The organism is Ramlibacter sp. MMS24-I3-19 (assembly GCF_050320135.1).
In the GTDB taxonomy this organism is placed as follows: domain Bacteria; phylum Pseudomonadota; class Gammaproteobacteria; order Burkholderiales; family Burkholderiaceae_C; genus Ramlibacter.
This window is the reverse complement of sequence record NZ_CP190017.1, coordinates 1,734,006-1,753,639: the sequence shown is the minus strand read 5'-3', so window position 1 is coordinate 1,753,639 and position 19,634 is coordinate 1,734,006. Positions and strand designations below refer to the sequence as shown.

Below are 19,634 nucleotides of genomic sequence, written 5' to 3'. Positions count from 1 at the left end.
TCCAGGAGGCATCCATGACGACAAGCGCTCGCGACCACGTCGCCTGGCTCGAGACCGTGGGCAACGACGACGTGCCCAAGGTTGGCGGCAAGAATGCCTCGCTCGGGGAGTTGATCCGCCAGCTGGCCGAGGCAGGCGTGCGCGTGCCCGCCGGCTTCGCCACGACCGCGCAGGCGTATCGCGCCTACCTGCAGGCCAACGAGATTGCACCTCGGCTGCGAGCGCTGCTCGCAGCCCTCGAGCGCGGCGAAGCAACCTTGCAGCACACCGGCGAGGCGGCGCGGCGGCTCCTGCTGGACGGCGAATTCCCTTCCGTCATCGCCGACGAGATCCGGCACGCCTACCGGGAGCTCTCGCGTCGCACCGGCACGGCCGAAGCCGCGGTGGCCGTGCGTTCGAGCGCCACGGCCGAGGACCTGCCCGATGCCAGCTTCGCCGGGCAGCAGGAAACCTTTCTCAACGTGCGCGGCGAGCGCGACCTGCTCGATGCGTGCCGCCGCTGCTATGCGTCGCTGTTCACCGACCGTGCGATCGCCTACCGCCAGGCCAAGGGCTTCGACCATCTGGGAATCGCCCTCTCCGTGGGCGTGCAGCAGATGGTCCGGTCCGACCTCGGCGGCTCCGGCGTGATGTTCTCGATCGACACCGAAACCGGCTTCCCGCGCGTGGCCGTCATCAGCGCTGCGTGGGGACTGGGTGAGACGGTCGTGCAAGGCACGGTGGACCCCGACAAGTACGTCGTGTTCAAGCCGCTGCTGGCCGATCCGAAGCTGGTGCCCATCGTGGAGAAGACGCTCGGCGGCAAGGAGCACAAGCTGGTGTACGCCACCGGCGGCAGCGCGCGTACCGCCGACGTGGCAACGACGCAGCGGGAGCGCCAGCAGTTCGTGCTGTCGGACCCCGAAATCCTGCAGCTGGCCCGATGGTCCGTCGCGGTGGAGGCGCACTACCGGTGCGCCATGGACATGGAGTGGGCCAAGGATGGCGAGACCGGCGAGCTGTACCTGGTCCAGGCCCGCCCGGAGACGGTCCAGTCGCGACGCCACGGCGCCGTCCTCAGGACGTGGCGCCTGAAGGCGCGCGGCACGCCGCTGGTGACTGGCGCCGCCGCCGGCGAGGGCGTGGCAACAGGCACCACGTGCGTCATCCGGCATCCGCAGGACATCGCGCGCTTCCGCGACGGCGCGATCCTTGTCACCGAAGCGACGGATCCCGACTGGGTGCCGGTGATGAAGCGCGCCGCCGGCATCGTGACCGACCATGGCGGCGTGACCAGCCATGCGGCGATCGTCAGCCGCGAGCTGGGCGTGCCCGCCATCGTCGGCACGGGGCGCGGCACCGTCGTCCTGCGGGACGGGGACGCCGTCACGCTCTCGTGCGCGGAAGGCGAACAGGGCACCGTCTACGCCGGCACGCTGCCCTTCGAGGCCGAGGAGGTCGACCTGGCCTCCATCCCGAAGACGCGGACGGCCATGATGGTCAACATGGCCAGCCCGGGCGGCGCGTTCCGCTGGTGGCGCCTGCCGGCACGCGGCGTGGGCCTGGCGCGGCTGGAGTTCATCATCAGCAACGTGGTGCGGGCGCACCCGATGGCACTTCTGCAGCCCGAACGCATCGCGGATGCCGCGGATCGGCGCGCGGTCGAAGCGCTGGTGCGGGCCCATGGCAGCGGTGCCGAGTACTTCATCGACACGCTGGCGCGCGGCATCGCGAAGCTCGCCGCGCCGTTCCATCCCCACCCGGTGATCGTGCGCCTGAGCGACTTCAAGACCAACGAGTACGCCGGCCTGCTGGGCGGCGCCGCCTTCGAACCGAAGGAGGAAAACCCGATGCTCGGATGGCGCGGTGCGTCGCGGTACTACGACCCACGGTACCAGCCCGGCTTCGCGCTCGAATGCAGGGCCCTGGCGCGGGTGCGCGAGACGTTCGGCTTCTCCAACGTGGTCGTGATGGTCCCGTTCTGCCGCACGCCCGAAGAGGCGGACCGCGTGCTGGCGGTGATGGCGGAGAACGGCCTGCGCCGCGGCGAGGCCGGCCTGCAGGTCTACGTGATGTGCGAGATCCCGTCGAACGTGATCCTCGCGGCGCAGTTCGCGCGGCGCTTCGACGGCTTCTCGATCGGCTCGAACGACCTCACGCAACTCACGCTCGGCGTGGACCGTGATTCCGCCGATCTCGCGCCCCTGTTCGACGAGCGCAACGAAGCAGTGACGACGCTGATCTCGGAGGCGATCGCCAGGGCGCATGCGGCGGGCATCAGGATCGGCCTGTGCGGGCAGGCGCCGAGCAACCGTCCCGAGTTCGCCCGCTTCCTCGTCGAGCAGGGCATCGACTCGATCTCGCTGAACCCGGACAGCTTCGTTGCCGCCGCGCGGGAGGTCGCGCGCGCGGAGCGCGACGCCGGGAGCTGCGACTAGGCCGGCTTCTTCCCTGAGGCCACTGCATCGTCCCCCGCCAGGGGACCATCGAAAGTGCCCTCGAGGGTCTCGATGCGCACAGGCTCGCTTCGGCCGGGCAGGGTCACGTGAAGCCCAAGCGCCTCCTTGGTGACGCTCACCTGCAGGCTCTCGCCGCCCGCGACCGGCCGATAGGCGTAGATGCCAGTCCTCCAGACTTCCGATGCCATGTGCAGGCGATGCGACCCCAGGACTTCCCCGATCCGCTTCTTCAGGAGGCTCCGTTCGACCTGGATCGCCTGCACCTGCGCGAAGAGCGCATCGACGCCACGACGGTCGCCACCGGCACGACTGAGTTCGAAGGCCTGGTTGAGCAATCCGCTTTCCTGCTCGACCAGCGCCGAGACGCGCGAGCGCAACCCCGCAATGTCTTCCTCCTGATCCATGGAGACGCATTGTCGGAGCTGCCGTCCTGGTGCGGGAAGGCGGCCGGCTCGCCTCGCCGTCGGATTCATGCCGACAAAGGCGATCCAGGCCTGCCGCCGGGGCATGACTTGATTGCGATCAACGGGGATGCCCGGCGGGACCGTAGGCTGGCCGCATCCGACACCGACAGCAGGGCCAGCCATGAAACTGCCACACAGCATGGACGAGCCGCGCTTCATGTTCGCGACCGGGATCGAGTGCAGCAATCCCACCATCGGTCCGGCGCGCACCCGGGTCGACGAACTGGAGCTGTGTGGCCACTACCGGCACTGGCGCACCGACCTGGCGCTGCTGGACGACCTGGGCATCCGCCACCTGCGCTACGGGCCGCCGATCCACCGCATCTGGCTGGGCCCTGACCGCTACGACTGGGAGTTCACCGACCTCGTCTTCGCCGAGCTCCTGCGCATGAACGTGGTGCCCATCGTCGACCTTTGCCACTTCGGGGTGCCCGACTGGATCGGCGACTTCCAGAACGACGACTTTCCACGACTGTTCGCCGGCTACGCCCGGGCTTTCACGCAGCGCTTCCCGTGGGTCCAGCTGTACACGCCGGTCAACGAGATGTACATCTGCGCCCAGTTCTCCGCGCTCGAAGGCCTGTGGAACGAGCAACTGACCGGCGACAGGCCCTTCGTGACGGCGCTCAAGCACATCGTGAAGGCCAACGTGCTGGCCATGCACGCGATCGTCGGCGAGCGGCCCGACGCCATCTTCGTCCAGAGCGAATCGTCCGAGCAGTACCACCCCGAGAGCCCCGAAGCAGCCCGCGCAGCCGGCAAGCTCAATGCCATGCGCTTCCTCTCGCTGGACCTCAACTACGGCCGGCGCGTTTCCTCCGAGATGTACACCTACCTGATGGACAGCGGCATGGCGCGCGAGGAGTACGACTTCTTCATGGAGAACACGCTCAAGCAGCACTGCATCATGGGCAGCGACTACTACTCGACCAACGAGCACTGGGTCGCCCCCGACGGGACCTTGCGGCCCTCCGGCGAGATCTTCGGCTACGCGGTGATCGCCCGCGACTACCACGACCGCTACAGGCTCCCCGTCATGCATGCCGAGACCAACCTGCGTGAGGGCGACGGCGGGGACTCCACGGTGCAGTGGCTGCACAAGCAATGGGCCAACGTGCTGCGCGTGCGGGCGGAGGGCATTCCGGTGCTGGGCTTCACCTGGTACTCGCTCACCGACCAGGTGGACTGGGACTCGCGGCTGGTCACGATGGCAGGCCACGTGCAGCCGGTCGGCCTGTACGACCTCGATCGGCAGATCCGCCAGGTGGGCACCGCCTTCCGGCGACTGGTCTCCGACTGGGCGCGGGTGCTGCCCACGCAGAGCGTGTGCCTGCAGGTGCCGGTGCTCTCGCCAAGGACCTATGTCGCGCTTGCCGGCTGAGCGCGAGCGGCGCCACACGAGCTCGTGTCGCCGCTAGCATCTGCCTCGATGCCGAGGCTCTCCACATCCATTCCTGCGCTCGTCGGTGGGCTTGCGCTCGGCCTGTCGCTCGCCGCCCGGGCCGACCTGCAGGACGAGATCCAGGTCTATGACGACGCCATCAATGCGCCCGGGCAGTTCGGTCTCGAACTGCACGTGAATGCCACGCCGAAGGGACGCTCGACCCCGAACTACCCGGGCGAGGTGCCGCCCCGCGGCGCACTGCGGACCACGCCCGAATTCTCGTGGGGCGTGAATCGCACGACCGAACTGGGCCTGTATGTGCCGGCCCTGCTGCGTCCCGACGGGACCCCGGACGTCGCCGGTGCGAAGGTGCGCCTGAAGTGGCTGCCCCTGCAGCCGGAGAACGGGCGCGGAGCCTTCGGCGGCGTCAACTTCGAACTCTCGCACCTCGGCAGGAGGTACTCGGAGTCGCGCACCACGCTGGAGTCGCGCTTCATCGGGGGCTGGCGCGACCCGGACTGGCTCGTCGCCGTCAACCCGATCCTCGGCTTCGCCCTGTCGCCCGGCTTCCGCGGCGGCGGTCCCGACCTCGAACTCGGCGTGAAGGTCGCGCGCAAGCTGGTGGGCGGCGTGGCCGGCGGCTTCGAGTACTACACCTCGCGCGGGGCCTGGCAGCACGGCTTGCCGTGGCAGCAGCAGGACAACCGGCTCTACCTGGCCTTCGATGTCGATCGGGAACCCTGGGTGTTCAATGTCGGCCTGGGCTACGGCCTCACGAACGCCGCCGACCGATGGACCGTGAAAGCCATCTTCGACATCCCCATCGGCCACGACACGCACTGATCACCGTTCAGCATCCACCCATGAAGAAGACCACCACCCGCTACTCCGGCCTGGAACAGCTGCTGCACTGGACCACGGCCATCCTCGTCCTCATCGCATTCCTGTACGGGCCGGGCGGCTCCGAAGAGCGCGTGTACTCGGCCGCGCGGGATGCGGGGCGCCGCCTGCACGAGACACTCGGACTGTGCGTGCTGGTGCTGACCCTCCTGCGGCTCGCGTGGCGCGCGGTCGATACACGGCCCGACCCGGCGGCCGTCCCGCGCTGGATGGGGCTCGCGTCGAAGGCGGTGCAGGGCGTGCTCTACCTTCTCCTCTTCGTGGTGCCCCTGACGGCGATCACGGGCGCCTGGCTCGAAGGCCATCCGGTGACCCTGCTCGTGGGCGACATCGGGCCCTGGCTGGGCGAGTCGCACGCGACCGGGGAGTGGATCGCCGAACTGCACGGCTGGCTGGGCGATGCCATCCTCTGGCTGGCCGGCCTGCACGCGCTCGCGGCGCTGTACCACCACTTCATGCTGCGCGACGGCGTGCTGCGGTCGATGCTGCCGCCGTTCGGGCGCGATCAACGGCGCGGCTGAATTCGACCTAGGGCCCGGTCCCCGTCGCACTTACCGCGTGGACCCGCGAAACAGTGCGAGCGGAATGAGGCCATTCAAGACAAGGCCTCTGCGTGGAACGCGGGTGATCAACCGCCGGAGAGTGCCTCGCGGGCACGCTGCAGGCGCTGGCCGGCTTCGTCGGCCACGGCCGCGACGCCTGGATTCGGCGTGAGCTGCACCATCGTTTGCGGATCCAGGAACCCGACGACGACGCGGCCGTCCGGCTGTTCGCGCACGGTGACATTGCAGGGCAGCAGCAAGCCGATCTCCGGCTCGGCCTGCAAGGCCCGATGCGCCAGCGGCGGGTTGCAGGCGCCGAGGATGCGATAGGCGGGCATGTCCACGCCCAGCTTGTCCTTCATCGCCTTCTGGATGTCGATGTCGCTGAGCACGCCGAAGCCCTGGTCCTTCAGCGCCGCCGTGACCTTGTCGAGCGCGGACGCGAACGGCCCCGGGAGCGTGATGTGCTGTCCGTACATGGTGAGCCTTTCGATGGTGGAGAGGAGAACGTTGATGCCAGGGCTCAGGCCTGCGGAGGAGCGGCGATGGTGCGATCGAATCCGTAGAGGACGCCGGTCACCAGGACGGCCGCCGCGGGCCCGGCATAGGCATGCAGCAGGTACGCGACCAGCGGCACGATGAGCAGCAGGCTGCGCAGGCTCCAGCTGTAGAGGAGGCCGGCCTTGCGCACGTAGGCACCGCCGGCATCGGCCCAGCGTCCCCGTGCGGCGGACCCCGTCGGCATCGAACCGATGAAGCTCGCATGCGTGTAGTAGCGCACGGCCATCACCGACGACGCCAGCGCCGAGAACAGCAGCGCCAGGAGCATCAGTTCCACCAGGAGCCGTGGCGTGAACAGCTGGGACACGGGATGGGATGGATCGAACGTGGCATGCAGCGAAGGCGCCGCCAGCGTGATGCTGCCCATGAGGCCCAGGACGGCGGTCGAGGCGGTCATGGTGGCGGACATCAGCGAGTTGCGCAGTGTTTGCACAGCCAGGATCTCGGATCCCGCCTGTGCCGACAGCGCACTGAACCATTCCTCGCGCAAGCTGGCATGCGCGGAGCGCGCCAGTTCCCGCGGGCGTCGCCGCTGTGCCAGCGAATGCCACAGCTCGTACAGCACGATGGCGGCAAGCGTCGCCGCCGCGGCGAGCCAACCGTCGTCGCTCATCGCGTCACCGCGGCCTGCGACCCGCCGCGCGACTGCAGCAGCTCGAACAACACCATGCCGCCCAGCATCGCGACCACGAAGATCAGCGCCTTGCCTTCACCGAGGCCCAGCGCGACCAGCGCAGGGCCCGGGCAGAAGCCGGCAATCCCCCAGCCGGCGCCGAACAGCAGGCTTCCGATCACCAGGCGACGATCGATGTGGCGCGCGGTCGGCAGGCGCATCGGCGCCCCGAGGAATGACACCGTGCGCTTGCCCGCGAGGGCGAAGGCCAGCGCACCGACGGCGATCGCGCCCGCCATCACGAAGGCCAGCGACGGATCCCAGGAGCCGCCGAGATCGAGGAAACCCAGCACCTTGGCCGGGTTGGCCATGCCGGAGACCAGGAGGCCGATGCCGAACACGGCGCCGGCAAGCAGCGAGAAGAGGAGGTTCATGTGCTTTCCTCAGGCGCCCAGCAGGTGCCGGGCAACGAACACGGCGACGAAACCCGCGGCCATGAACGAGGCCGTGGCGACGAGCGAGCGCGGTGACAGGCGCGAGATGCCACACACGCCGTGGCCGCTGGTGCAGCCGGACCCGAAGCGCGTACCGATCCCGACCAGCAGGCCGGCGACAACCAATGCGCCATTGCCGGCCTGGATGTCCAGCTGCGGGCGGTTCGCGAAGAGCATGTAGAGGAGCGGCGAGCCGACGAGCCCGGCCACGAAGGCGACACGCCACGCAACGTCGCCGCGCGCTGGCTTGAGCAGGCCGCCCAGGATGCCGCTGATGCCAGCGATGCGGCCGTTGAACAGGACGAACAGCGCGGCCGCGATCCCGATCAGGACGCCGCCTGCTGCCGACGCAGCGGGGGTGAAGGAGCTCCAGTCGATGGTCATGTCCTACTCCTCTGAACAGTAGATGCGGTAGAGCACGTGAAGAACTTCGACGAGCGAGGGATCGGCCACGCTGTAGAAGATGTTCTTGCCGTCGCGGCGGGTGGACACCGCCCCGTCGTTGCGCAGGACCGCGAGCTGCTGCGACAGGCTGGGCTGGCGGATGTCCAGTGCCTCTTCCAGGTCGCCGACGCACATTTCCTGCTGTGCCAGCGTGCACAGGAGCAGCAGCCGGTCGGGATGTGCAAGGAGCTTGAGGGCGCCGACGACATGCTCCGCGCTGGCGCGCAGCCGGGCGGGATCAGGCGCAAGCTTGGCTTTGGGCACGAGGTCACTCCATCTGATTCAGTCTAAACATTATATCTCCAAATATAATGTCAGTCAATAAACTGTCATTGTCGAAAGGAGTCCGTCATGGCACGCAGCGCCCACATCCATCCGTTCTTCGACCCGAAAACCTGGACGGTGTCCTATGTCATCGCGGACCAGGCCACCCGGCTCGCGGCAATCGTCGACCCGGTGCTCGACTTCGACTTCAAGTCGGGCCACACCGACACCACGTCGGCGGACCGGATCCTGTCGTACTTGCGCGACCAGCAGCTCAAGGTGGAATGGATCCTGGAAACGCATGCCCATGCCGACCACCTGTCCGGCGCGCGCTACCTGCAGCAGCAGGCCGGCGGCCGGATCGCCATCGGCGAGAAGATCCGGGAGGTGCAGGCCACGTTCAAGAAGCTGTACAACCTGGAGCGGAATTTCCTGCCGGACGGCAGCCAGTTCGACCACCTGCTGCAGGACGGCGAGAAGTTCCGCATCGGCGAGCTGGAAGTGACCGCATTGCTGGTGCCGGGCCACACGCCCGCCGACATGGCCTACCTGGTGGGGGACGCCGTCTTCGTCGGCGACACCCTGTTCATGCCGGATGTCGGGACCGCGCGTGCCGACTTTCCGGGCGGGGACGCCCACACCCTGTACCGTTCGATCCGCCGCATCCTCGACTTGCCGGGCGACACGCGCGTGTTCGTCTGCCACGACTACCCGCCGAAGGGGCGCGAGCCGCGCTGGGAAACCAGCGTGGCCGAAGAACGCGAACACAACATCCACGTGCGGGATGGCATCACCGAGCAGAACTTCGTCGCGATGCGCGAGGCGCGCGATGCGACCCTGGAAGTGCCGACCCTGATCCTGCCCTCGATGCAGGTGAACGTGCGCGCGGGGCAGTTGCCGCCGCCCGACGACAACGGCGTGGCGTACCTGCGCATCCCGCTCAACACCCTGCCGCGCAACCGCGCGTGATGGCCATCACGGCATCACCATCCGGCAGAGGACCGTGCCGATCGCGAGCACGGCGACGGTGCCGGTGACCAGCACGGCGCCATCCGGGGTCCATGTCATGCCCCGTGCCCGAGCGGGGCCGGTTCGTGTAGGGCCTTGCCGATGCGCTTCGGGAGTTCGGCGATTCCGACGTGCGACAGGTCCGGTCCCTGCGCCGTCGACAGGCGCCGCAGGCAGGCGGCACCGAGCTCGTGCCTGAGTTCGCCGAGAAACGGATCGGGCGCGAAGATCGCGAGCGACGCGAACGCGTCGGCCTGCGCCCCCTGTTCCACGAATGCCGCCAGCTCGCGCGCGAACCGCTCGTGCTCCTTGCGGTGGGGGTCCGCGCGCCGTTCGAACGCCGCGCCGCCGAACCCGCTCGGGTTGATCTCGCGCCCGGCCTTGTCATCGCCCAGTTGCGCACTGTGCTGTCGCGACGCCAGGTGGTCGAAGCTGCGGACCAGGCGGAGGTGCCCGTCGGCCGCCCGCTCGTAGACGCAGCCGCGCGTCGCGTTCGCGATGAGGACCCAATCCGGTTGTGCCATGGCGACTCCTTGCTTGCGTTCTCACAGGCTAGTGGCGCCCTGCCCGCACGAATTGACAGGCGTCAAGCAGGCGCTCGCCGGCGGGCGCGAGCACGGTTGATTTGAGTCAACCGGTGCTGATGCACAGGCTCCATCCTCGTCCTCGCGTACGTCGTGAAGCGCGACGCGGAACCACAAGGCCTGCAGCGTCTCGTGGAGGTGCGGTCGCGGCACTTCGCGGCGGACTGCAGCCCGTCGGGTGCCGAGCATGTGATCGCCTCCGTCGTCGGCCAGCGCCTCGGCCCCGGGCTGTACAGCAGCACGCTGTCGTCGACGCAGATGGCGCGATGGGACGACGGACGCTACCTCGTCGCATGGCAGATGTTCGCGGACGTCCCGCATGCCGGCGAGCATCCCGACTTCCAGGTCCGTCGCATCGGGATCCGGCCACCGACAACTTGGCGGCGGCTTGATCGCAAGCAACTGCCGTCTCGCTCTGCCGCGCCACCATGGTCTTCCGGCCGCCACAGGAGATCGCCATGGCCCTGTTCCAGCGCATCCTCGTTCCCGTCGACGACAGGGGCACCAGGAAACGGCGGCTCTTCCGCCTGGCCCTCCTCGGGCTGCTGGTCCTCATCGCCGCCCGCGGGGTCGCCGCCCAGACGAATGCGCCCGACCGCGCTGCGCTGCTCTACGAAACCCATTGCGTCACCTGCCACACCGAACAGGTCCACTGGCGCGACAAGCGCCTTCCCGGGGATTGGGACGGGCTGCGTGCGCAGGTGAATCGCTGGCAGGAGGTCCAAAGCCTGCACTGGAGCCAGGATGACGTCACGGCGGTCACCCGGCTCCTGAACGAGCGCTACTACGGCTTCCCGCCGCCCCCCGGCGCCTCCGGCCATCCCGGCGGCGGCTCCGCTGTCCACGCCCCCTGAAGCCATCGAGGAACCTCATGTACACGCGCATCCTGGTGCCGGTCGACGGCAGTGAACCCTCGCACAAGGCGGTCGCCAGCGCGGTCGACCTGGCCCTGCAGCACGGCGCACGGCTGCGGCTGCTGAACGTCTTCGACGCGATGGACTACCTCACGGGCTATGAGGTCAGCGCCTCCGTGCTCGACGACGCGCGCCGGTGCGCCGATCGCGTCCTGGAGGAAGCCCGGCGGCCCGCGGACGTCGCGGGCGTGCCATGCGAGGTCCACTGTGCCGACGGCCTCGGCACCCGGCTGGGCGACGTCGTGGCGGCCGACGCCCGCGCGTGGGAGGCGGACCTGATCGTGATCGGCAGCCACGGCAGGCGCGGACTCGGCCGCCTGCTGCTGGGCAGTGGCGCCGAGGAGATCCTGCGGCTCGCCCCAGTGCCGGTGCTGCTCGTGCGGTGATTGCGCGGCGAGTCGATGGCCCTTGATCCGCGTCATGTCGCAGCCGCCGCCGAGGCCTAGATTGCAACGTCAACTTGTGGAGGTTCCATGACCGTCACCATCGCCAGCCTGTGTGAACGCGAAGTCGTCGGCATCCCGGCACGCGCCTCCGTGCGCGAAGCCGCGGCGCTCATGTGCGAGGAGCACGTCGGCTCGCTCGTGGTCGTGAACGGCGACGAGCCGCCCGGGGTCGTCGGGATCCTGACCGATCGCGACCTGGCGCTGGACGTGCTCGGCCGCGACCAGCCCGCCACGCAGCTGCGTGCAGGCGATCTCGCCAAGGCGCCTGCGGTGGCCGTGCAGGCCAGTGCCAGCCTCGGCGAAGCGGTGGCGGCCATGGAGAAGGCCGGCGTGCGGCGGCTGCTCGTGGTCCAGGAAGATGGCGCGGTCGTCGGCCTCGTCGCGGCCGACGACCTGCTGGCTGCCATCTCGCAGGAGCTGGCCGGCTTGGCGCGGGCGCTGCACGGCGGCATCCAGCGCGAAAAGGGCGAGCGCAAGGTCTTGGCCAGGCCCGCTGGCGTGCGGCCCGTCTTCCCCGCGTTCGGGACGGCGGCGATGCAGTGACACCTGCCCCGTGAGCAAGGAGTTGCCATGTCCCGCGTCCTGGTCGTCTGCTACTCGTACACCGGCACCGCGCGCCGCGTGGCGCAGCTGCTGTGCTCCCACCATGGCTGGTCCCTCGGCGAGGTGCGGGACGCTGGCCCGCGCGGCACGCTGCGCTGCGTGCTGGATTCACTCCTGAGGCGGCACCCGGCCATCCGGTACGAAGGCGCGGAGCCGCGCGCGTTCGACATCGTCGTGCTGGTGGCGCCCATCTGGATGTACAGGCTTGCGGGCCCGATGCGCAGTTTCGTCGCCGCACGCCGGGACCAGCTGCCGCGCGTCGCGGTGCTCGCCACCATGAGCGCAGGCGGCGCCACCAACGCGTACGCGGAGGTCGCGCAGCTGCTCGGGCACGCGCCGGTCGCCTGTGCCGCCTTCCTGCAACGCGAGATCGAGGACGGCTCCGCCACCACGAGGCTGCTCGACCTCGGCGACGAGCTGGATGGTGCAGCGGTGAAGCCCGTCGCGCAGCCGGTGCGGACGGCGCCGGCATGAACGCCAGCCGCTGCTCCGAACAGCTCGTGCATGGACTGGCGGCGCGCCTGCCGGCAGACCTGATCGAGACACACATCTCGTGGGTGCTGCTCGCCGGAACGAGCGCCTACAAGATCAAGAAGCCGATCCGCACGTCATTCCTGGACTATGCGAGCCTGGCCCAGCGCCTGCACTGCTGTCGCGAGGAAGTGCGCGTGAACGCGCGGCTCGCACGCGGGCTCTATCTCGGCGTCGTGCCGATCACCGGCACCGCCTCGGCGCCCGTGCTGGACGGCGATGGCCCGGTCATCGAGTACGCGGTCGCCATGCGGCGGTTCGACGACGGCGCCCTGTTCAGTGAGCGGCTCGCGGCAGGCCAACTGCTGCCGGTCGAGATCGACGAGCTGGGCGACCTGCTGGCGCGGGTTCATCGGGAAGCGCCGGCCGCGACCCCGACACCAGCTACGGCAGCAGCGAGTGCAAGCGTGCGATCGTGCGCAACCTGCTGCGCGCGATCGGCCCGCGCCCCGGCACGCGAACACTGCATGGCTGGCTCGACGCCGAGCAGCGGAAGCTCTCGCCCATGTGGGACCTGCGCAAGGCCGGAGGCCACGTTCGCGAATGCCACGGCGACCTGCACCTGGCCAACATCGTGCGGCTGGACAGCGGCGTGGCTGCGTTCGACGCGATCGAATTCGATCCTGCCCTGCGCTGGATCGACGTGCTGGACGATGCCGCCTTCCCGGTCATGGACCTGGCGGCGCATGGCCGCTGGGACCTGGCTTTCCGGTTGCTGAACCGCTGGCTCGATGGCACGGGCGACCACGAGGCACTGCCCTTGCTGCGCCACGCCGTCGTCCAGCGCGCGCTGGTGCGGGCGCTCGCGGCCCTGATGCGCCACCCCCACCGCGCCGGCGCCGCGCGCACCTACCTCGACGACGCCCGGGAGTGGACCCAACCGGCCCCGAAGCAGCTGACCATCATGCACGGCCTGCCCGGCTCCGGAAAGACGTTCGTCTCGCAGCAGCTGCTGGAGCGGCAACGCGCGATCCGGCTGCGCTCCGACGTCGAGCGCAAGCGCCTGTTCGACATCCCGGCGCAGGCATCCTCGCGCGCGTGCGGCGTCGACATCTACACGCCGTCGGCCAGTGAGCACACCTACGCGCGGCTGCTGGAGCGGGCGCGCATCGCACTCGCCGCCGGCTTCCCGGTGATCCTCGACGCCGCCTTCCTGCAACGCCGGCAACGCGAGCAGGCCCGCGCGCTGGCCCGGTCCCTGGAGGTCCCGTTCTCGATCGTGTCCTGCGAGGCGCCACCCGACGTGCTGCGGTCCCGGCTGCGCGCCCGCGCCGGGGATGTGTCGGAGGCCGATGCGGCCGTCCTCGCGACGCTGCAGGCCAGGGGCGAATCGCTCGATGCGTCGGAGGCTTCCTGCTGCCGGCAGGTGATCGCCGCGTGAGGCGTGCGTCTTCAGTCGAGCAGGTCCAGCGACGAGAGCACGGCCACCAGCCGGCCATCGGAGGACAGCACCGGCAGGTGGTGCATTTTCAGTTCACGCATGATTCGGGACGCCTCGGCCAGCGGCGTTTCCGGGGCGACCGAGACCGGCCGGTAGGTGCACGCCTGCCACACCGGCATCGACCCGGGCCGGCCTTCGACCGCGAAGCGCAGCAGGTCCCAGGCGCTCAGCACGGCGAGCACCGCGCCGGACGTGTCGACCACGGGTGCCCAGTGCAGCCTCCGCTCCACCAGCCCGCGGCCGGCGGACTCCAGCGTGTCCTCCGGGCGCACCGTCCACGCCTGGGGCCGCGCCCTGCTGCTCACGGTGACGAGGTCCACGGCGGCTCCGTCAGTGCGCCATGAGCACGGGTAGCGTCATGGACGACAGCAGCGTGCGCGTCACCCCGCCCAGCAGCCATTCGCGCGCGCGGCTGTGGCCGTAGCAGCCCATCACCAGCACGTCGGCGCCGAGGTCGGCGCAGCGGGAGAGCAGGAGCTCGCCGAGATCGCGCGGCTCCTCGCCCGCCTCGTGCGCGACGCTCGCCTGGACACCCTGGGTGCGCAGCCAGGCCGGCATGTCCGGCAGCGGCCCGCGTGCGGGCAGGTCCTTGCCGCCCCAGGTCAGCACGTGCACCCGGGTCGCCTGGCGCAGCAACGGCAGCGCGCCGACCACGGCCCGGACCGATTCGGGCGTCTCCTTCCACGCGACGACCACGGTCTTCACCGGACCGTCGTCGATCCGCATCGAATGCGGCACCACGAGGCAAGGTCGACCGCAGCGTGCCAGGACGTGTGGCACGAACGAAACGGGCATGCCGCGCGATGCAAGGTCGGGTTGCGGCTGGCCGAGCACGACCAGGTCCGCGAGCATGGCGCAGCGGATGAAGTTCTCGTCGGCGCTGACCTCCGTCAGCTCGGCCCAGGAAGCGTCCATGCCCGCCTGGCGGAGCACCACGTCGAAGGCGCCCCGCGAACCGTCGCGGCGCTCGATGTCGAGCTGCCCCATCGCGAGCGCGATCTCGCCCATGCCCGCGCCGACCTGGGGCACCAGCAGGCCCGCGGGCAGCGCTGCATGCAGCGCGGACAGGCGCGCCTCATGGGCGAGCGCCACCTTCCGTGCGACCAGGAGCCGGTTGGCGGCCCCTTCCGCGCCTTCCAGGTGGATGATGATGTTGCGCCAGTCGGTCGTCATGACGGATGTCCTTTCCCACGATGTCCGGCCAATCTAGGCGCGGCCCGCGACGGCGAATTGACGGCGCTCAACTGACGATGGCTGGCGCGTGCACGCACCGGGGTTGACGCAACGCAAGGCAGCCCCGGTGCGCCTGCGGCACCCTCGACGGGTCTCCGGAGCAACCATGAGCATCCCCCGCACCGCCGCCGCCTGCCCGACCTTCTACGCGGCCCAGCACAGCCCCGCCCTCCACGCGTCCGTGCAGCATCCGTGCGCGCTGGAGGTCTGCCATCGCGCCGTGATCACCGCGCCGCCATCCACGCGCGTGCGCGAAGCGGCGCGGCTGATGCGTGACGAGCGGGTCGGCGCCGTCGTGGTCGTCGAGGACGGGCCGTCGTCGCAGCAGACGGTCGCCGGCATCGTCACCGACCGCGACATCACCACGTCCTGCGTCGCGACGGGCACCGATCCCGACAAATGCACGCTCGGGGAGATCATGACCCGCGACGTCGTCGCCGCCCGCGCCGAGGATCCCGCGCACCAGTTGCTGTCGATGATGCAGGCCCGCGGCGTGCGCCGGCTGCCCGTGGTGGGACCGTCGCGCGAGTTGCTGGGCATGCTCACGCTCGACGACCTCGTCGGCCACATGGCCGCGCAGGTGCAGGCCCTCGGCTCCAGCCTCGGCGCCATCCAGCGCCGGCCGGCGTGAGTGCCGGCCATGGCAGCGGTACTGACCATCACGCTCGGTCCCTCGGTCGACACCTGGACCACGACGCCACGGCTCGTTCCCGAAGCCAAGCTGCGCTGCACCCCGCCCCTGCACCAGCCGGGCGGCGGCGGCATCAACGTGGCCCGCGTGCTGCACAGGCTGGGCACCGACGTCCTGGCCCTGCACGTGGCCAGCGGGCCGACGGGAACTGCGCTGGCAGCCTTGCTGGACCACGAGCAGCTTCCGGTGCTCGCGGTGGCCGGCGCCGGTGACACGCGGCGTGCATGGGCGGTGGCCGAGACCGACACGGGTCGCGAATACAGGTTCGTGCCGCCCGCTCCGGCCCTGCCCCCGAGCGCCATCGAGGCGATCACGGCGCATGTCGCCACGGTCCAGCCGGCGCCTCGCTACGTGGTGCTCAGCGGCAGCCTGCCCACCGACTGTGAAACGGATTTCCATGCACGCCTCGCCCACTCGGCGCGCAGCCGCGGATGCATCGTGGCGCTCGACGGGTCGGGCCCGGCACTGGCGGCGGCGCTCGAATCCGGCGTCGACGTGGTGAAGCCGAGCCTGCACGAGATGCGCGAGCTCACGGGGGCACAACTCGACACCCTGCAGGAGCGCGTCGCCGCTTGCCGCTCACTCGTGGCCAGTGGACGTGCAGGCATGGTCGCCCTGACCCTCGGAAGCCAGGGCGCCGTGCTGGTCACGAACGAGGTCGCCCTGCATGCCCCGGCGCTGCAGGTGCGCGCCGCAGGCACCGTCGGCGCCGGCGACAGCTTCCTGGCCGGGCTCGTGCACGAGATGGCGAATGGCCGCGGGATGCACGAAGCGCTGCGCACGGCCACTGCCGCCGGGGCAGCCACGGTCCTGCACAACGGCACGTCGCTCTGCGACGCTGGCGACGTGGAGCGCCTGCGGCCGCAGGTCCAGGTGCAATCGCTGTAGGAGTCCTTGCCGCCCTTTGAGGCGTATCGCGCCGCGCGGCGCGAGCGCGTCACCGGCCTTGCAAGTCGGAGATCAACTGCTTCATCTCGGCGATCTCGCGCTTCTGCGTCTCGATGATGCCGTCGGCGAGCTTGCGCACCCGTGGATCCTCGATGCGGGCCCTCGAGCTGGTCATGATGGCGATCGAGTGGTGCGGGATCATCGCCTTCATGTAGCTCACGTCGTCCACGGTGGCCTGGCTGCGCGCGAGCGCGACGCCTGCGGCGAAGAGCGCCACCGCGACGCCCATCACGGCCCAGTTCGCGCGCTTGTTGGGATACATCCCCCACATGAACAGCATCATCACGGCCGTCATGACACCGCCCATGACGATCGCCATGAACAGCCTCGTCCAGCTGAAGAAGACGTGGTCGAGCTCGAACACGTTGAGATACGTCGCTGCGAACCCGATCGCCGTCGACGTGGCCACCATGGCGGCGAAACGGCCATAGCCGCCCATCGCCATCGCGCCGGCCGGGCTGCGCTGCCGCGAATGCTTGTGGTCCTGCGCAGCGGTGCGCCTCTCGTGGTGGCGCCTCTCGTGGCGCGGCATGGTCCCTGCGTTCATCGACTCTCCATTCAGATGCGGCGACCCACCAATCTAGGGAGCGCCGCGCCCGTGGTCCGTCGGACGCGACCGAGGCAGCCTGTCGGCTACTCGATCCGCTGGATCGCGACCACGACGAAGGCCCCGTCCTTGCGCTCGGCGGTGAAGCGGACCTTGTCGCCCTCCTTCAGGCCGTCCAGCAGCTTCGGGTCGGCGGCGGCGAACGCCATGGTCATCGCGGGCATGTCCAGGTTCGTGAGCGGCCCGTGCCGCAGCGTCACCTTGCCGGCCTCGCGATTCACCTTGCGCACCTCGCCTTGCGAGAGCAGCTCCTGCGCGTCGGCGCCGGACTGCGCGTGGTGGGCAGCGTGGTCCACGGGCTCCGCGGACTGCGCATGCGCGATGGCCGCGCCGCCAAGGGCCAGCGCGACGAGGATGTGGTTCAACTTCATGACGGTCTCTCAGGACTTGTTGTACGAGGCGAAGACGCTCGAGCGACCGGACCGGTCGACCAGCAGCACCTCGAACGGATCCTTGCGGGCGCCCGCCTCCATGCCGGGCGAGCCGACGGGCATGCCGGGCACCGCCAGTCCCGCAGCCGCCGGCCTGGTGGACAGCAGCCGCTTGATGTCGGCGGCCGGCACGTGCCCTTCGAGGGCATAGGCGCCGACGACGCCGGTGTGGCAGCTGCCGAGCCGGTCCGGGATGCCGTGCCGCTTGCGCACCGGCGCCGTGTCGTCGACGACGGTCACCCTCACCGGGAATCCCGCGGCCTTCAGGTGCTCGATCCATCCTTCGCAGCACCCGCAAGCCGCGGTCTTGAACACGTCCACCGGGGGCAAGCCCTGGGCCGCAATGACCGGCAAGCCGGTGACGGATGCCGCAGCAGCTGCGGCCATGACGAACTTCCGGCGCTTCATCGCACCACCACCTTTCCGAGCATGCCTGCTTCGTAGTGGCCCGGAACCAGGCAGGCGAACTGGAACTCTCCGGGTCTCGTGAACTGCCACACGAGCTCGCCCGTGGCGCCGGGCTTGACGTGCGCGATGTTGGGATCGTCGTGCTCCATGCCCGGGAACCGCTTCATCAACTCCGCGTGCTCGACGTTCGCCGCGTCGAACTTGCGCGCAGGAGTCGCGTGATGGTCGTCGCCATGCGCGAAGGCTGCAGCCGCGCCGGCAAGCGCAGCGCCGACGACGAATGCGTGGAAGTGCCTCATCTTCTGTCCTGTTCTTTCAATGGCCATGTCCGCCGGGCTTGCGGACGCTCAGCTTGTCGTCCGGCGCCAGCACCTGGGCGCGGGCGGGCTCCTGCAACTGCCCCGTGTACTCGTAGGCGACGGTTCCGGGCGGGTGCCTGTACGGCCCCGGGTCCCTGTAATCGCCGCGCCGCACGTCGTCGCGCACCTTCACCACGCTGAACATGCCGCCCATGCCGACGGGGCCGAAGGGACCCGTGCCGGTCATCATGGGAAGCGTGTTGTCGGGAAGGGGCATCTCCATCTGCGCCATGTCGTGCATGCCCTTGTCGCCCATCACCATGTAGTCGGGCACGAGCTTCGCGATGCGTTCGGCCACGCCCTTCTGGTCGACACCCACCATCGTGGGCACGTTGTGGCCCATGGCGTTCATGGTGTGGTGCGACTTGTGGCAGTGGATCGCCCAGTCGCCCGCGACGGCCTGGAACTCGATCGCGCGCAGCTGCCCGACGCCGATGTCGGTGGTGACTTCCGGCCACCGCGCCGGCTTCGGGATCCAGCCGCCATCGGTGCCGGTCACCTCGAAGTTCGGCCCGTGCATGTGGATCGGGTGGTTGGTCATGGTGAGGTTGCCGATGCGGATGCGCACGCGGTCCCCCGTGCGCGCCACCAGCGGATCGATGCCGGGAAACACGCGGTTGTTCCAGGTCCACATGTTGAACTCGGTCATCGTGCTCACCTTCGGCGTCATCGCACCGGGCTCCACGTCGTACGAGGCCAGCATGAACATGAAGTCGCGATCGACCTTCATGAAGCCCGGGTCCTTCGGATGCACCACCAGGCAGCCATACATGCCCAGCGCCAGCTGCAGCTGTTCGTCCAGGTGCGTGTGATAGAAGTGCGACCCCGGCCGCAGCAGCGTGAACTCGTAGACGAAGGTCTTGCCGACCGGGATGGCGGGCTGCGTCAGGCCGGACACGCCGTCCATGCCCGAAGGCAGCAGGATCCCGTGCCAGTGGATCGCGGTGGGCTCCGGCAGCCTGTTGGTGACGAAGATGCGGATGCGGTCACCTTCGACCGCCTCGATCGTCGGCCCCGGGCTCGAACCGTTGAAGCCCCACATGTTCACCTTCATCCCCGGCGCGAACTCGCGCACCACGGGCTCGCAGACCAGGTGGAACTCCTTGACGTTGGCGTTCATGCGCCACGGCAGCGACCAGCCATTGAGGGTCACGACCGGGTTGAACGGCCTGCCGGTGCCCGGCGCCGGCGGCGGCAACGTGGCGGCCGACGATTGAACGACCGCTTCGGGCAGCGACGCGGCACCGACCCGGCTGACGGCAGCGGCTCCCAGCGCAGCGGCGCTGGCGGCCCGGAAGAAATCACGGCGATTGGACATGGTCGGGT

General features: G+C 69.6%; 27 protein-coding genes. 12 read left to right on the top strand and 15 right to left on the bottom strand.

What is annotated here, in order from left to right:
* Positions 1 to 14 precede the first annotated feature (14 nt).
* On the top strand, positions 15 to 2,417 hold the full coding sequence (ppsA, locus tag ACPWT1_RS08780) for a phosphoenolpyruvate synthase (protein WP_427914991.1): 2,403 nt from the start codon (positions 15 to 17) through the stop codon (positions 2,415 to 2,417).
* On the opposite strand, the gene ACPWT1_RS08775 is transcribed toward ppsA, so the two are convergent.
* Complete coding sequence (locus ACPWT1_RS08775; RefSeq protein WP_427914990.1) at positions 2,414 to 2,842, bottom strand: hypothetical protein; 429 nt, start codon at positions 2,840 to 2,842, stop codon at positions 2,414 to 2,416. The genes ppsA and ACPWT1_RS08775 overlap by 4 nt on opposite strands.
* 181 nt (positions 2,843 to 3,023) lie before the next feature.
* On the opposite strand from ACPWT1_RS08775, the gene ACPWT1_RS08770 reads away from it, so the two are divergent.
* Genes ACPWT1_RS08770 through ACPWT1_RS08760 form a run of 3 tightly spaced genes read left to right on the top strand, consistent with a single transcriptional unit; the run spans position 3,024 to position 5,707 of the window.
* Positions 3,024 to 4,283, top strand: coding sequence for a family 1 glycosylhydrolase (locus ACPWT1_RS08770; RefSeq protein ID WP_427914989.1), 1,260 nt, complete (start codon positions 3,024 to 3,026; stop codon positions 4,281 to 4,283).
* Between the two features lie 48 nt (positions 4,284 to 4,331).
* On the top strand, positions 4,332 to 5,129 hold the full coding sequence (locus ACPWT1_RS08765) for a hypothetical protein (RefSeq protein ID WP_427914988.1): 798 nt from the start codon (positions 4,332 to 4,334) through the stop codon (positions 5,127 to 5,129).
* A 20-nt stretch (positions 5,130 to 5,149) separates the two neighbouring features.
* Positions 5,150 to 5,707: a cytochrome b gene (locus ACPWT1_RS08760; RefSeq protein WP_427914987.1), complete on the top strand. Its 558-nt coding sequence runs from the start codon at positions 5,150 to 5,152 to the stop codon at positions 5,705 to 5,707.
* A 107-nt stretch (positions 5,708 to 5,814) separates the two neighbouring features.
* On the opposite strand, the gene ACPWT1_RS08755 is transcribed toward ACPWT1_RS08760, so the two are convergent.
* From ACPWT1_RS08755 to ACPWT1_RS08735, 5 genes are read right to left on the bottom strand one after another with little or no spacing between them, the layout of a single operon-like run.
* Complete coding sequence (locus tag ACPWT1_RS08755; protein WP_427914986.1) at positions 5,815 to 6,207, bottom strand: DUF302 domain-containing protein; 393 nt, start codon at positions 6,205 to 6,207, stop codon at positions 5,815 to 5,817.
* 44 nt (positions 6,208 to 6,251) lie between these two features.
* The gene (locus tag ACPWT1_RS08750; protein ID WP_427914985.1) at positions 6,252 to 6,902 is read right to left on the bottom strand and encodes a DUF599 domain-containing protein; all 651 of its coding nucleotides are present in this window, start codon (positions 6,900 to 6,902) and stop codon (positions 6,252 to 6,254) included.
* Positions 6,899 to 7,336: a DUF6691 family protein gene (locus tag ACPWT1_RS08745; protein WP_427914984.1), complete on the bottom strand. Its 438-nt coding sequence runs from the start codon at positions 7,334 to 7,336 to the stop codon at positions 6,899 to 6,901. The genes ACPWT1_RS08750 and ACPWT1_RS08745 overlap by 4 nt, the downstream gene beginning before the upstream one ends.
* A gap of 9 nt (positions 7,337 to 7,345) precedes the next feature.
* Positions 7,346 to 7,780, bottom strand: coding sequence for a YeeE/YedE family protein (locus tag ACPWT1_RS08740; RefSeq protein ID WP_427914983.1), 435 nt, complete (start codon positions 7,778 to 7,780; stop codon positions 7,346 to 7,348).
* Positions 7,781 to 7,783: 3 nt separating this feature from the next.
* Complete coding sequence (locus tag ACPWT1_RS08735) at positions 7,784 to 8,104, bottom strand: metalloregulator ArsR/SmtB family transcription factor (RefSeq protein ID WP_427914982.1); 321 nt, start codon at positions 8,102 to 8,104, stop codon at positions 7,784 to 7,786.
* Positions 8,105 to 8,191: 87 nt separating this feature from the next.
* Here ACPWT1_RS08735 and ACPWT1_RS08730 point away from each other — a divergent pair, with 87 nt between their 5' ends.
* Complete coding sequence (locus ACPWT1_RS08730) at positions 8,192 to 9,073, top strand: MBL fold metallo-hydrolase (protein WP_427914981.1); 882 nt, start codon at positions 8,192 to 8,194, stop codon at positions 9,071 to 9,073.
* A 95-nt stretch (positions 9,074 to 9,168) separates the two neighbouring features.
* Here ACPWT1_RS08730 and ACPWT1_RS08725 read toward each other — a convergent pair whose 3' ends face one another.
* A complete protein-coding gene (locus ACPWT1_RS08725) occupies positions 9,169 to 9,636 on the bottom strand; it encodes a host attachment protein (protein ID WP_427914980.1) in 468 nt (155 codons plus the stop codon).
* A 518-nt stretch (positions 9,637 to 10,154) separates the two neighbouring features.
* On the opposite strand from ACPWT1_RS08725, the gene ACPWT1_RS08720 reads away from it, so the two are divergent.
* From ACPWT1_RS08720 to ACPWT1_RS08705, 4 genes are all read left to right on the top strand, one after another.
* A complete protein-coding gene (locus ACPWT1_RS08720) occupies positions 10,155 to 10,550 on the top strand; it encodes a cytochrome C (protein WP_427914979.1) in 396 nt (131 codons plus the stop codon).
* Between the two features lie 17 nt (positions 10,551 to 10,567).
* On the top strand, positions 10,568 to 10,996 hold the full coding sequence (locus tag ACPWT1_RS08715) for a universal stress protein (protein ID WP_427914978.1): 429 nt from the start codon (positions 10,568 to 10,570) through the stop codon (positions 10,994 to 10,996).
* Between the two features lie 87 nt (positions 10,997 to 11,083).
* Positions 11,084 to 11,599 carry a CBS domain-containing protein gene (locus ACPWT1_RS08710; protein WP_427914977.1) on the top strand — a complete coding sequence of 172 codons (516 nt, stop codon included), beginning with the start codon at positions 11,084 to 11,086 and terminating at the stop codon, positions 11,597 to 11,599.
* Positions 11,600 to 11,626: 27 nt separating this feature from the next.
* The gene (locus ACPWT1_RS08705) at positions 11,627 to 12,133 is read left to right on the top strand and encodes a flavodoxin family protein (RefSeq protein ID WP_427914976.1); all 507 of its coding nucleotides are present in this window, start codon (positions 11,627 to 11,629) and stop codon (positions 12,131 to 12,133) included.
* Positions 12,134 to 12,267: 134 nt separating this feature from the next.
* On the opposite strand, the gene ACPWT1_RS08700 is transcribed toward ACPWT1_RS08705, so the two are convergent.
* Positions 12,268 to 12,543, bottom strand: a complete 276-nt coding sequence (locus ACPWT1_RS08700; RefSeq protein WP_427914975.1) for a hypothetical protein — start codon at positions 12,541 to 12,543, stop codon at positions 12,268 to 12,270.
* A 62-nt stretch (positions 12,544 to 12,605) separates the two neighbouring features.
* On the opposite strand from ACPWT1_RS08700, the gene ACPWT1_RS08695 reads away from it, so the two are divergent.
* Positions 12,606 to 13,571, top strand: coding sequence for an AAA family ATPase (locus tag ACPWT1_RS08695; protein WP_427914974.1), 966 nt, complete (start codon positions 12,606 to 12,608; stop codon positions 13,569 to 13,571).
* Between the two features lie 11 nt (positions 13,572 to 13,582).
* Here the strand turns inward: ACPWT1_RS08695 and ACPWT1_RS08690 are convergent, their stop codons facing one another.
* Positions 13,583 to 13,951: a CBS domain-containing protein gene (locus tag ACPWT1_RS08690; protein WP_427914973.1), complete on the bottom strand. Its 369-nt coding sequence runs from the start codon at positions 13,949 to 13,951 to the stop codon at positions 13,583 to 13,585.
* Positions 13,952 to 13,961: 10 nt separating this feature from the next.
* On the bottom strand, positions 13,962 to 14,804 hold the full coding sequence (locus tag ACPWT1_RS08685; protein ID WP_427914972.1) for a universal stress protein: 843 nt from the start codon (positions 14,802 to 14,804) through the stop codon (positions 13,962 to 13,964).
* A 166-nt stretch (positions 14,805 to 14,970) separates the two neighbouring features.
* Here ACPWT1_RS08685 and ACPWT1_RS08680 point away from each other — a divergent pair, with 166 nt between their 5' ends.
* The gene (locus tag ACPWT1_RS08680) at positions 14,971 to 15,495 is read left to right on the top strand and encodes a CBS domain-containing protein (RefSeq protein ID WP_427914971.1); all 525 of its coding nucleotides are present in this window, start codon (positions 14,971 to 14,973) and stop codon (positions 15,493 to 15,495) included.
* A gap of 9 nt (positions 15,496 to 15,504) precedes the next feature.
* The gene (locus tag ACPWT1_RS08675) at positions 15,505 to 16,443 is read left to right on the top strand and encodes a 1-phosphofructokinase family hexose kinase (RefSeq protein ID WP_427914970.1); all 939 of its coding nucleotides are present in this window, start codon (positions 15,505 to 15,507) and stop codon (positions 16,441 to 16,443) included.
* A 49-nt stretch (positions 16,444 to 16,492) separates the two neighbouring features.
* Here the strand turns inward: ACPWT1_RS08675 and ACPWT1_RS08670 are convergent, their stop codons facing one another.
* From ACPWT1_RS08670 to ACPWT1_RS08650, 5 genes are all read right to left on the bottom strand, one after another.
* The gene (locus tag ACPWT1_RS08670) at positions 16,493 to 17,050 is read right to left on the bottom strand and encodes a DUF305 domain-containing protein (protein ID WP_427914969.1); all 558 of its coding nucleotides are present in this window, start codon (positions 17,048 to 17,050) and stop codon (positions 16,493 to 16,495) included.
* A gap of 86 nt (positions 17,051 to 17,136) precedes the next feature.
* Positions 17,137 to 17,481 (bottom strand): copper-binding protein, encoded by a 345-nt coding sequence (locus ACPWT1_RS08665; protein ID WP_427914968.1) that lies wholly within the window; start codon positions 17,479 to 17,481, stop codon positions 17,137 to 17,139.
* Positions 17,482 to 17,490: 9 nt separating this feature from the next.
* Positions 17,491 to 17,949 (bottom strand): DUF411 domain-containing protein, encoded by a 459-nt coding sequence (locus ACPWT1_RS08660; protein ID WP_427914967.1) that lies wholly within the window; start codon positions 17,947 to 17,949, stop codon positions 17,491 to 17,493.
* Positions 17,946 to 18,248, bottom strand: coding sequence for a cupredoxin domain-containing protein (locus ACPWT1_RS08655; RefSeq protein ID WP_427914966.1), 303 nt, complete (start codon positions 18,246 to 18,248; stop codon positions 17,946 to 17,948). The genes ACPWT1_RS08660 and ACPWT1_RS08655 overlap by 4 nt, the downstream gene beginning before the upstream one ends.
* Before the next feature lie 16 nt (positions 18,249 to 18,264).
* Positions 18,265 to 19,626 (bottom strand): multicopper oxidase family protein, encoded by a 1,362-nt coding sequence (locus tag ACPWT1_RS08650; RefSeq protein WP_427914965.1) that lies wholly within the window; start codon positions 19,624 to 19,626, stop codon positions 18,265 to 18,267.
* Positions 19,627 to 19,634 lie beyond the last annotated feature (8 nt).

What these genes read in the sequence shown, in the direction of transcription:
- ACPWT1_RS08675 (WP_427914970.1), top strand. Translation starts at nt 15,505, where the DNA reads ATGGCAGCGGTACTGACCATCACGCTCGGTCCCTCGGTCGACACCTGG.
- ACPWT1_RS08715 (WP_427914978.1), top strand. Translation starts at nt 10,568, where the DNA reads ATGTACACGCGCATCCTGGTGCCGGTCGACGGCAGTGAACCCTCGCAC.
- ACPWT1_RS08680 (WP_427914971.1), top strand. Translation starts at nt 14,971, where the DNA reads ATGAGCATCCCCCGCACCGCCGCCGCCTGCCCGACCTTCTACGCGGCC.
- ppsA (WP_427914991.1), top strand. Translation starts at nt 15, where the DNA reads ATGACGACAAGCGCTCGCGACCACGTCGCCTGGCTCGAGACCGTGGGC.
- ACPWT1_RS08730 (WP_427914981.1), top strand. Translation starts at nt 8,192, where the DNA reads ATGGCACGCAGCGCCCACATCCATCCGTTCTTCGACCCGAAAACCTGG.
- ACPWT1_RS08725 (WP_427914980.1), bottom strand. Translation starts at nt 9,636, where the DNA reads ATGGCACAACCGGATTGGGTCCTCATCGCGAACGCGACGCGCGGCTGC.
- ACPWT1_RS08720 (WP_427914979.1), top strand. Translation starts at nt 10,155, where the DNA reads ATGGCCCTGTTCCAGCGCATCCTCGTTCCCGTCGACGACAGGGGCACC.
- ACPWT1_RS08740 (WP_427914983.1), bottom strand. Translation starts at nt 7,780, where the DNA reads ATGACCATCGACTGGAGCTCCTTCACCCCCGCTGCGTCGGCAGCAGGC.
- ACPWT1_RS08765 (WP_427914988.1), top strand. Translation starts at nt 4,332, where the DNA reads ATGCCGAGGCTCTCCACATCCATTCCTGCGCTCGTCGGTGGGCTTGCG.
- ACPWT1_RS08745 (WP_427914984.1), bottom strand. Translation starts at nt 7,336, where the DNA reads ATGAACCTCCTCTTCTCGCTGCTTGCCGGCGCCGTGTTCGGCATCGGC.
- ACPWT1_RS08665 (WP_427914968.1), bottom strand. Translation starts at nt 17,481, where the DNA reads ATGAAGTTGAACCACATCCTCGTCGCGCTGGCCCTTGGCGGCGCGGCC.
- ACPWT1_RS08685 (WP_427914972.1), bottom strand. Translation starts at nt 14,804, where the DNA reads ATGACGACCGACTGGCGCAACATCATCATCCACCTGGAAGGCGCGGAA.
- ACPWT1_RS08760 (WP_427914987.1), top strand. Translation starts at nt 5,150, where the DNA reads ATGAAGAAGACCACCACCCGCTACTCCGGCCTGGAACAGCTGCTGCAC.
- ACPWT1_RS08705 (WP_427914976.1), top strand. Translation starts at nt 11,627, where the DNA reads ATGTCCCGCGTCCTGGTCGTCTGCTACTCGTACACCGGCACCGCGCGC.
- ACPWT1_RS08655 (WP_427914966.1), bottom strand. Translation starts at nt 18,248, where the DNA reads ATGAGGCACTTCCACGCATTCGTCGTCGGCGCTGCGCTTGCCGGCGCG.
- ACPWT1_RS08660 (WP_427914967.1), bottom strand. Translation starts at nt 17,949, where the DNA reads ATGAAGCGCCGGAAGTTCGTCATGGCCGCAGCTGCTGCGGCATCCGTC.
- ACPWT1_RS08670 (WP_427914969.1), bottom strand. Translation starts at nt 17,050, where the DNA reads ATGAACGCAGGGACCATGCCGCGCCACGAGAGGCGCCACCACGAGAGG.
- ACPWT1_RS08755 (WP_427914986.1), bottom strand. Translation starts at nt 6,207, where the DNA reads ATGTACGGACAGCACATCACGCTCCCGGGGCCGTTCGCGTCCGCGCTC.
- ACPWT1_RS08775 (WP_427914990.1), bottom strand. Translation starts at nt 2,842, where the DNA reads ATGGATCAGGAGGAAGACATTGCGGGGTTGCGCTCGCGCGTCTCGGCG.
- ACPWT1_RS08700 (WP_427914975.1), bottom strand. Translation starts at nt 12,543, where the DNA reads ATGAACCCGCGCCAGCAGGTCGCCCAGCTCGTCGATCTCGACCGGCAG.
- ACPWT1_RS08750 (WP_427914985.1), bottom strand. Translation starts at nt 6,902, where the DNA reads ATGAGCGACGACGGTTGGCTCGCCGCGGCGGCGACGCTTGCCGCCATC.
- ACPWT1_RS08710 (WP_427914977.1), top strand. Translation starts at nt 11,084, where the DNA reads ATGACCGTCACCATCGCCAGCCTGTGTGAACGCGAAGTCGTCGGCATC.
- ACPWT1_RS08770 (WP_427914989.1), top strand. Translation starts at nt 3,024, where the DNA reads ATGAAACTGCCACACAGCATGGACGAGCCGCGCTTCATGTTCGCGACC.
- ACPWT1_RS08650 (WP_427914965.1), bottom strand. Translation starts at nt 19,626, where the DNA reads ATGTCCAATCGCCGTGATTTCTTCCGGGCCGCCAGCGCCGCTGCGCTG.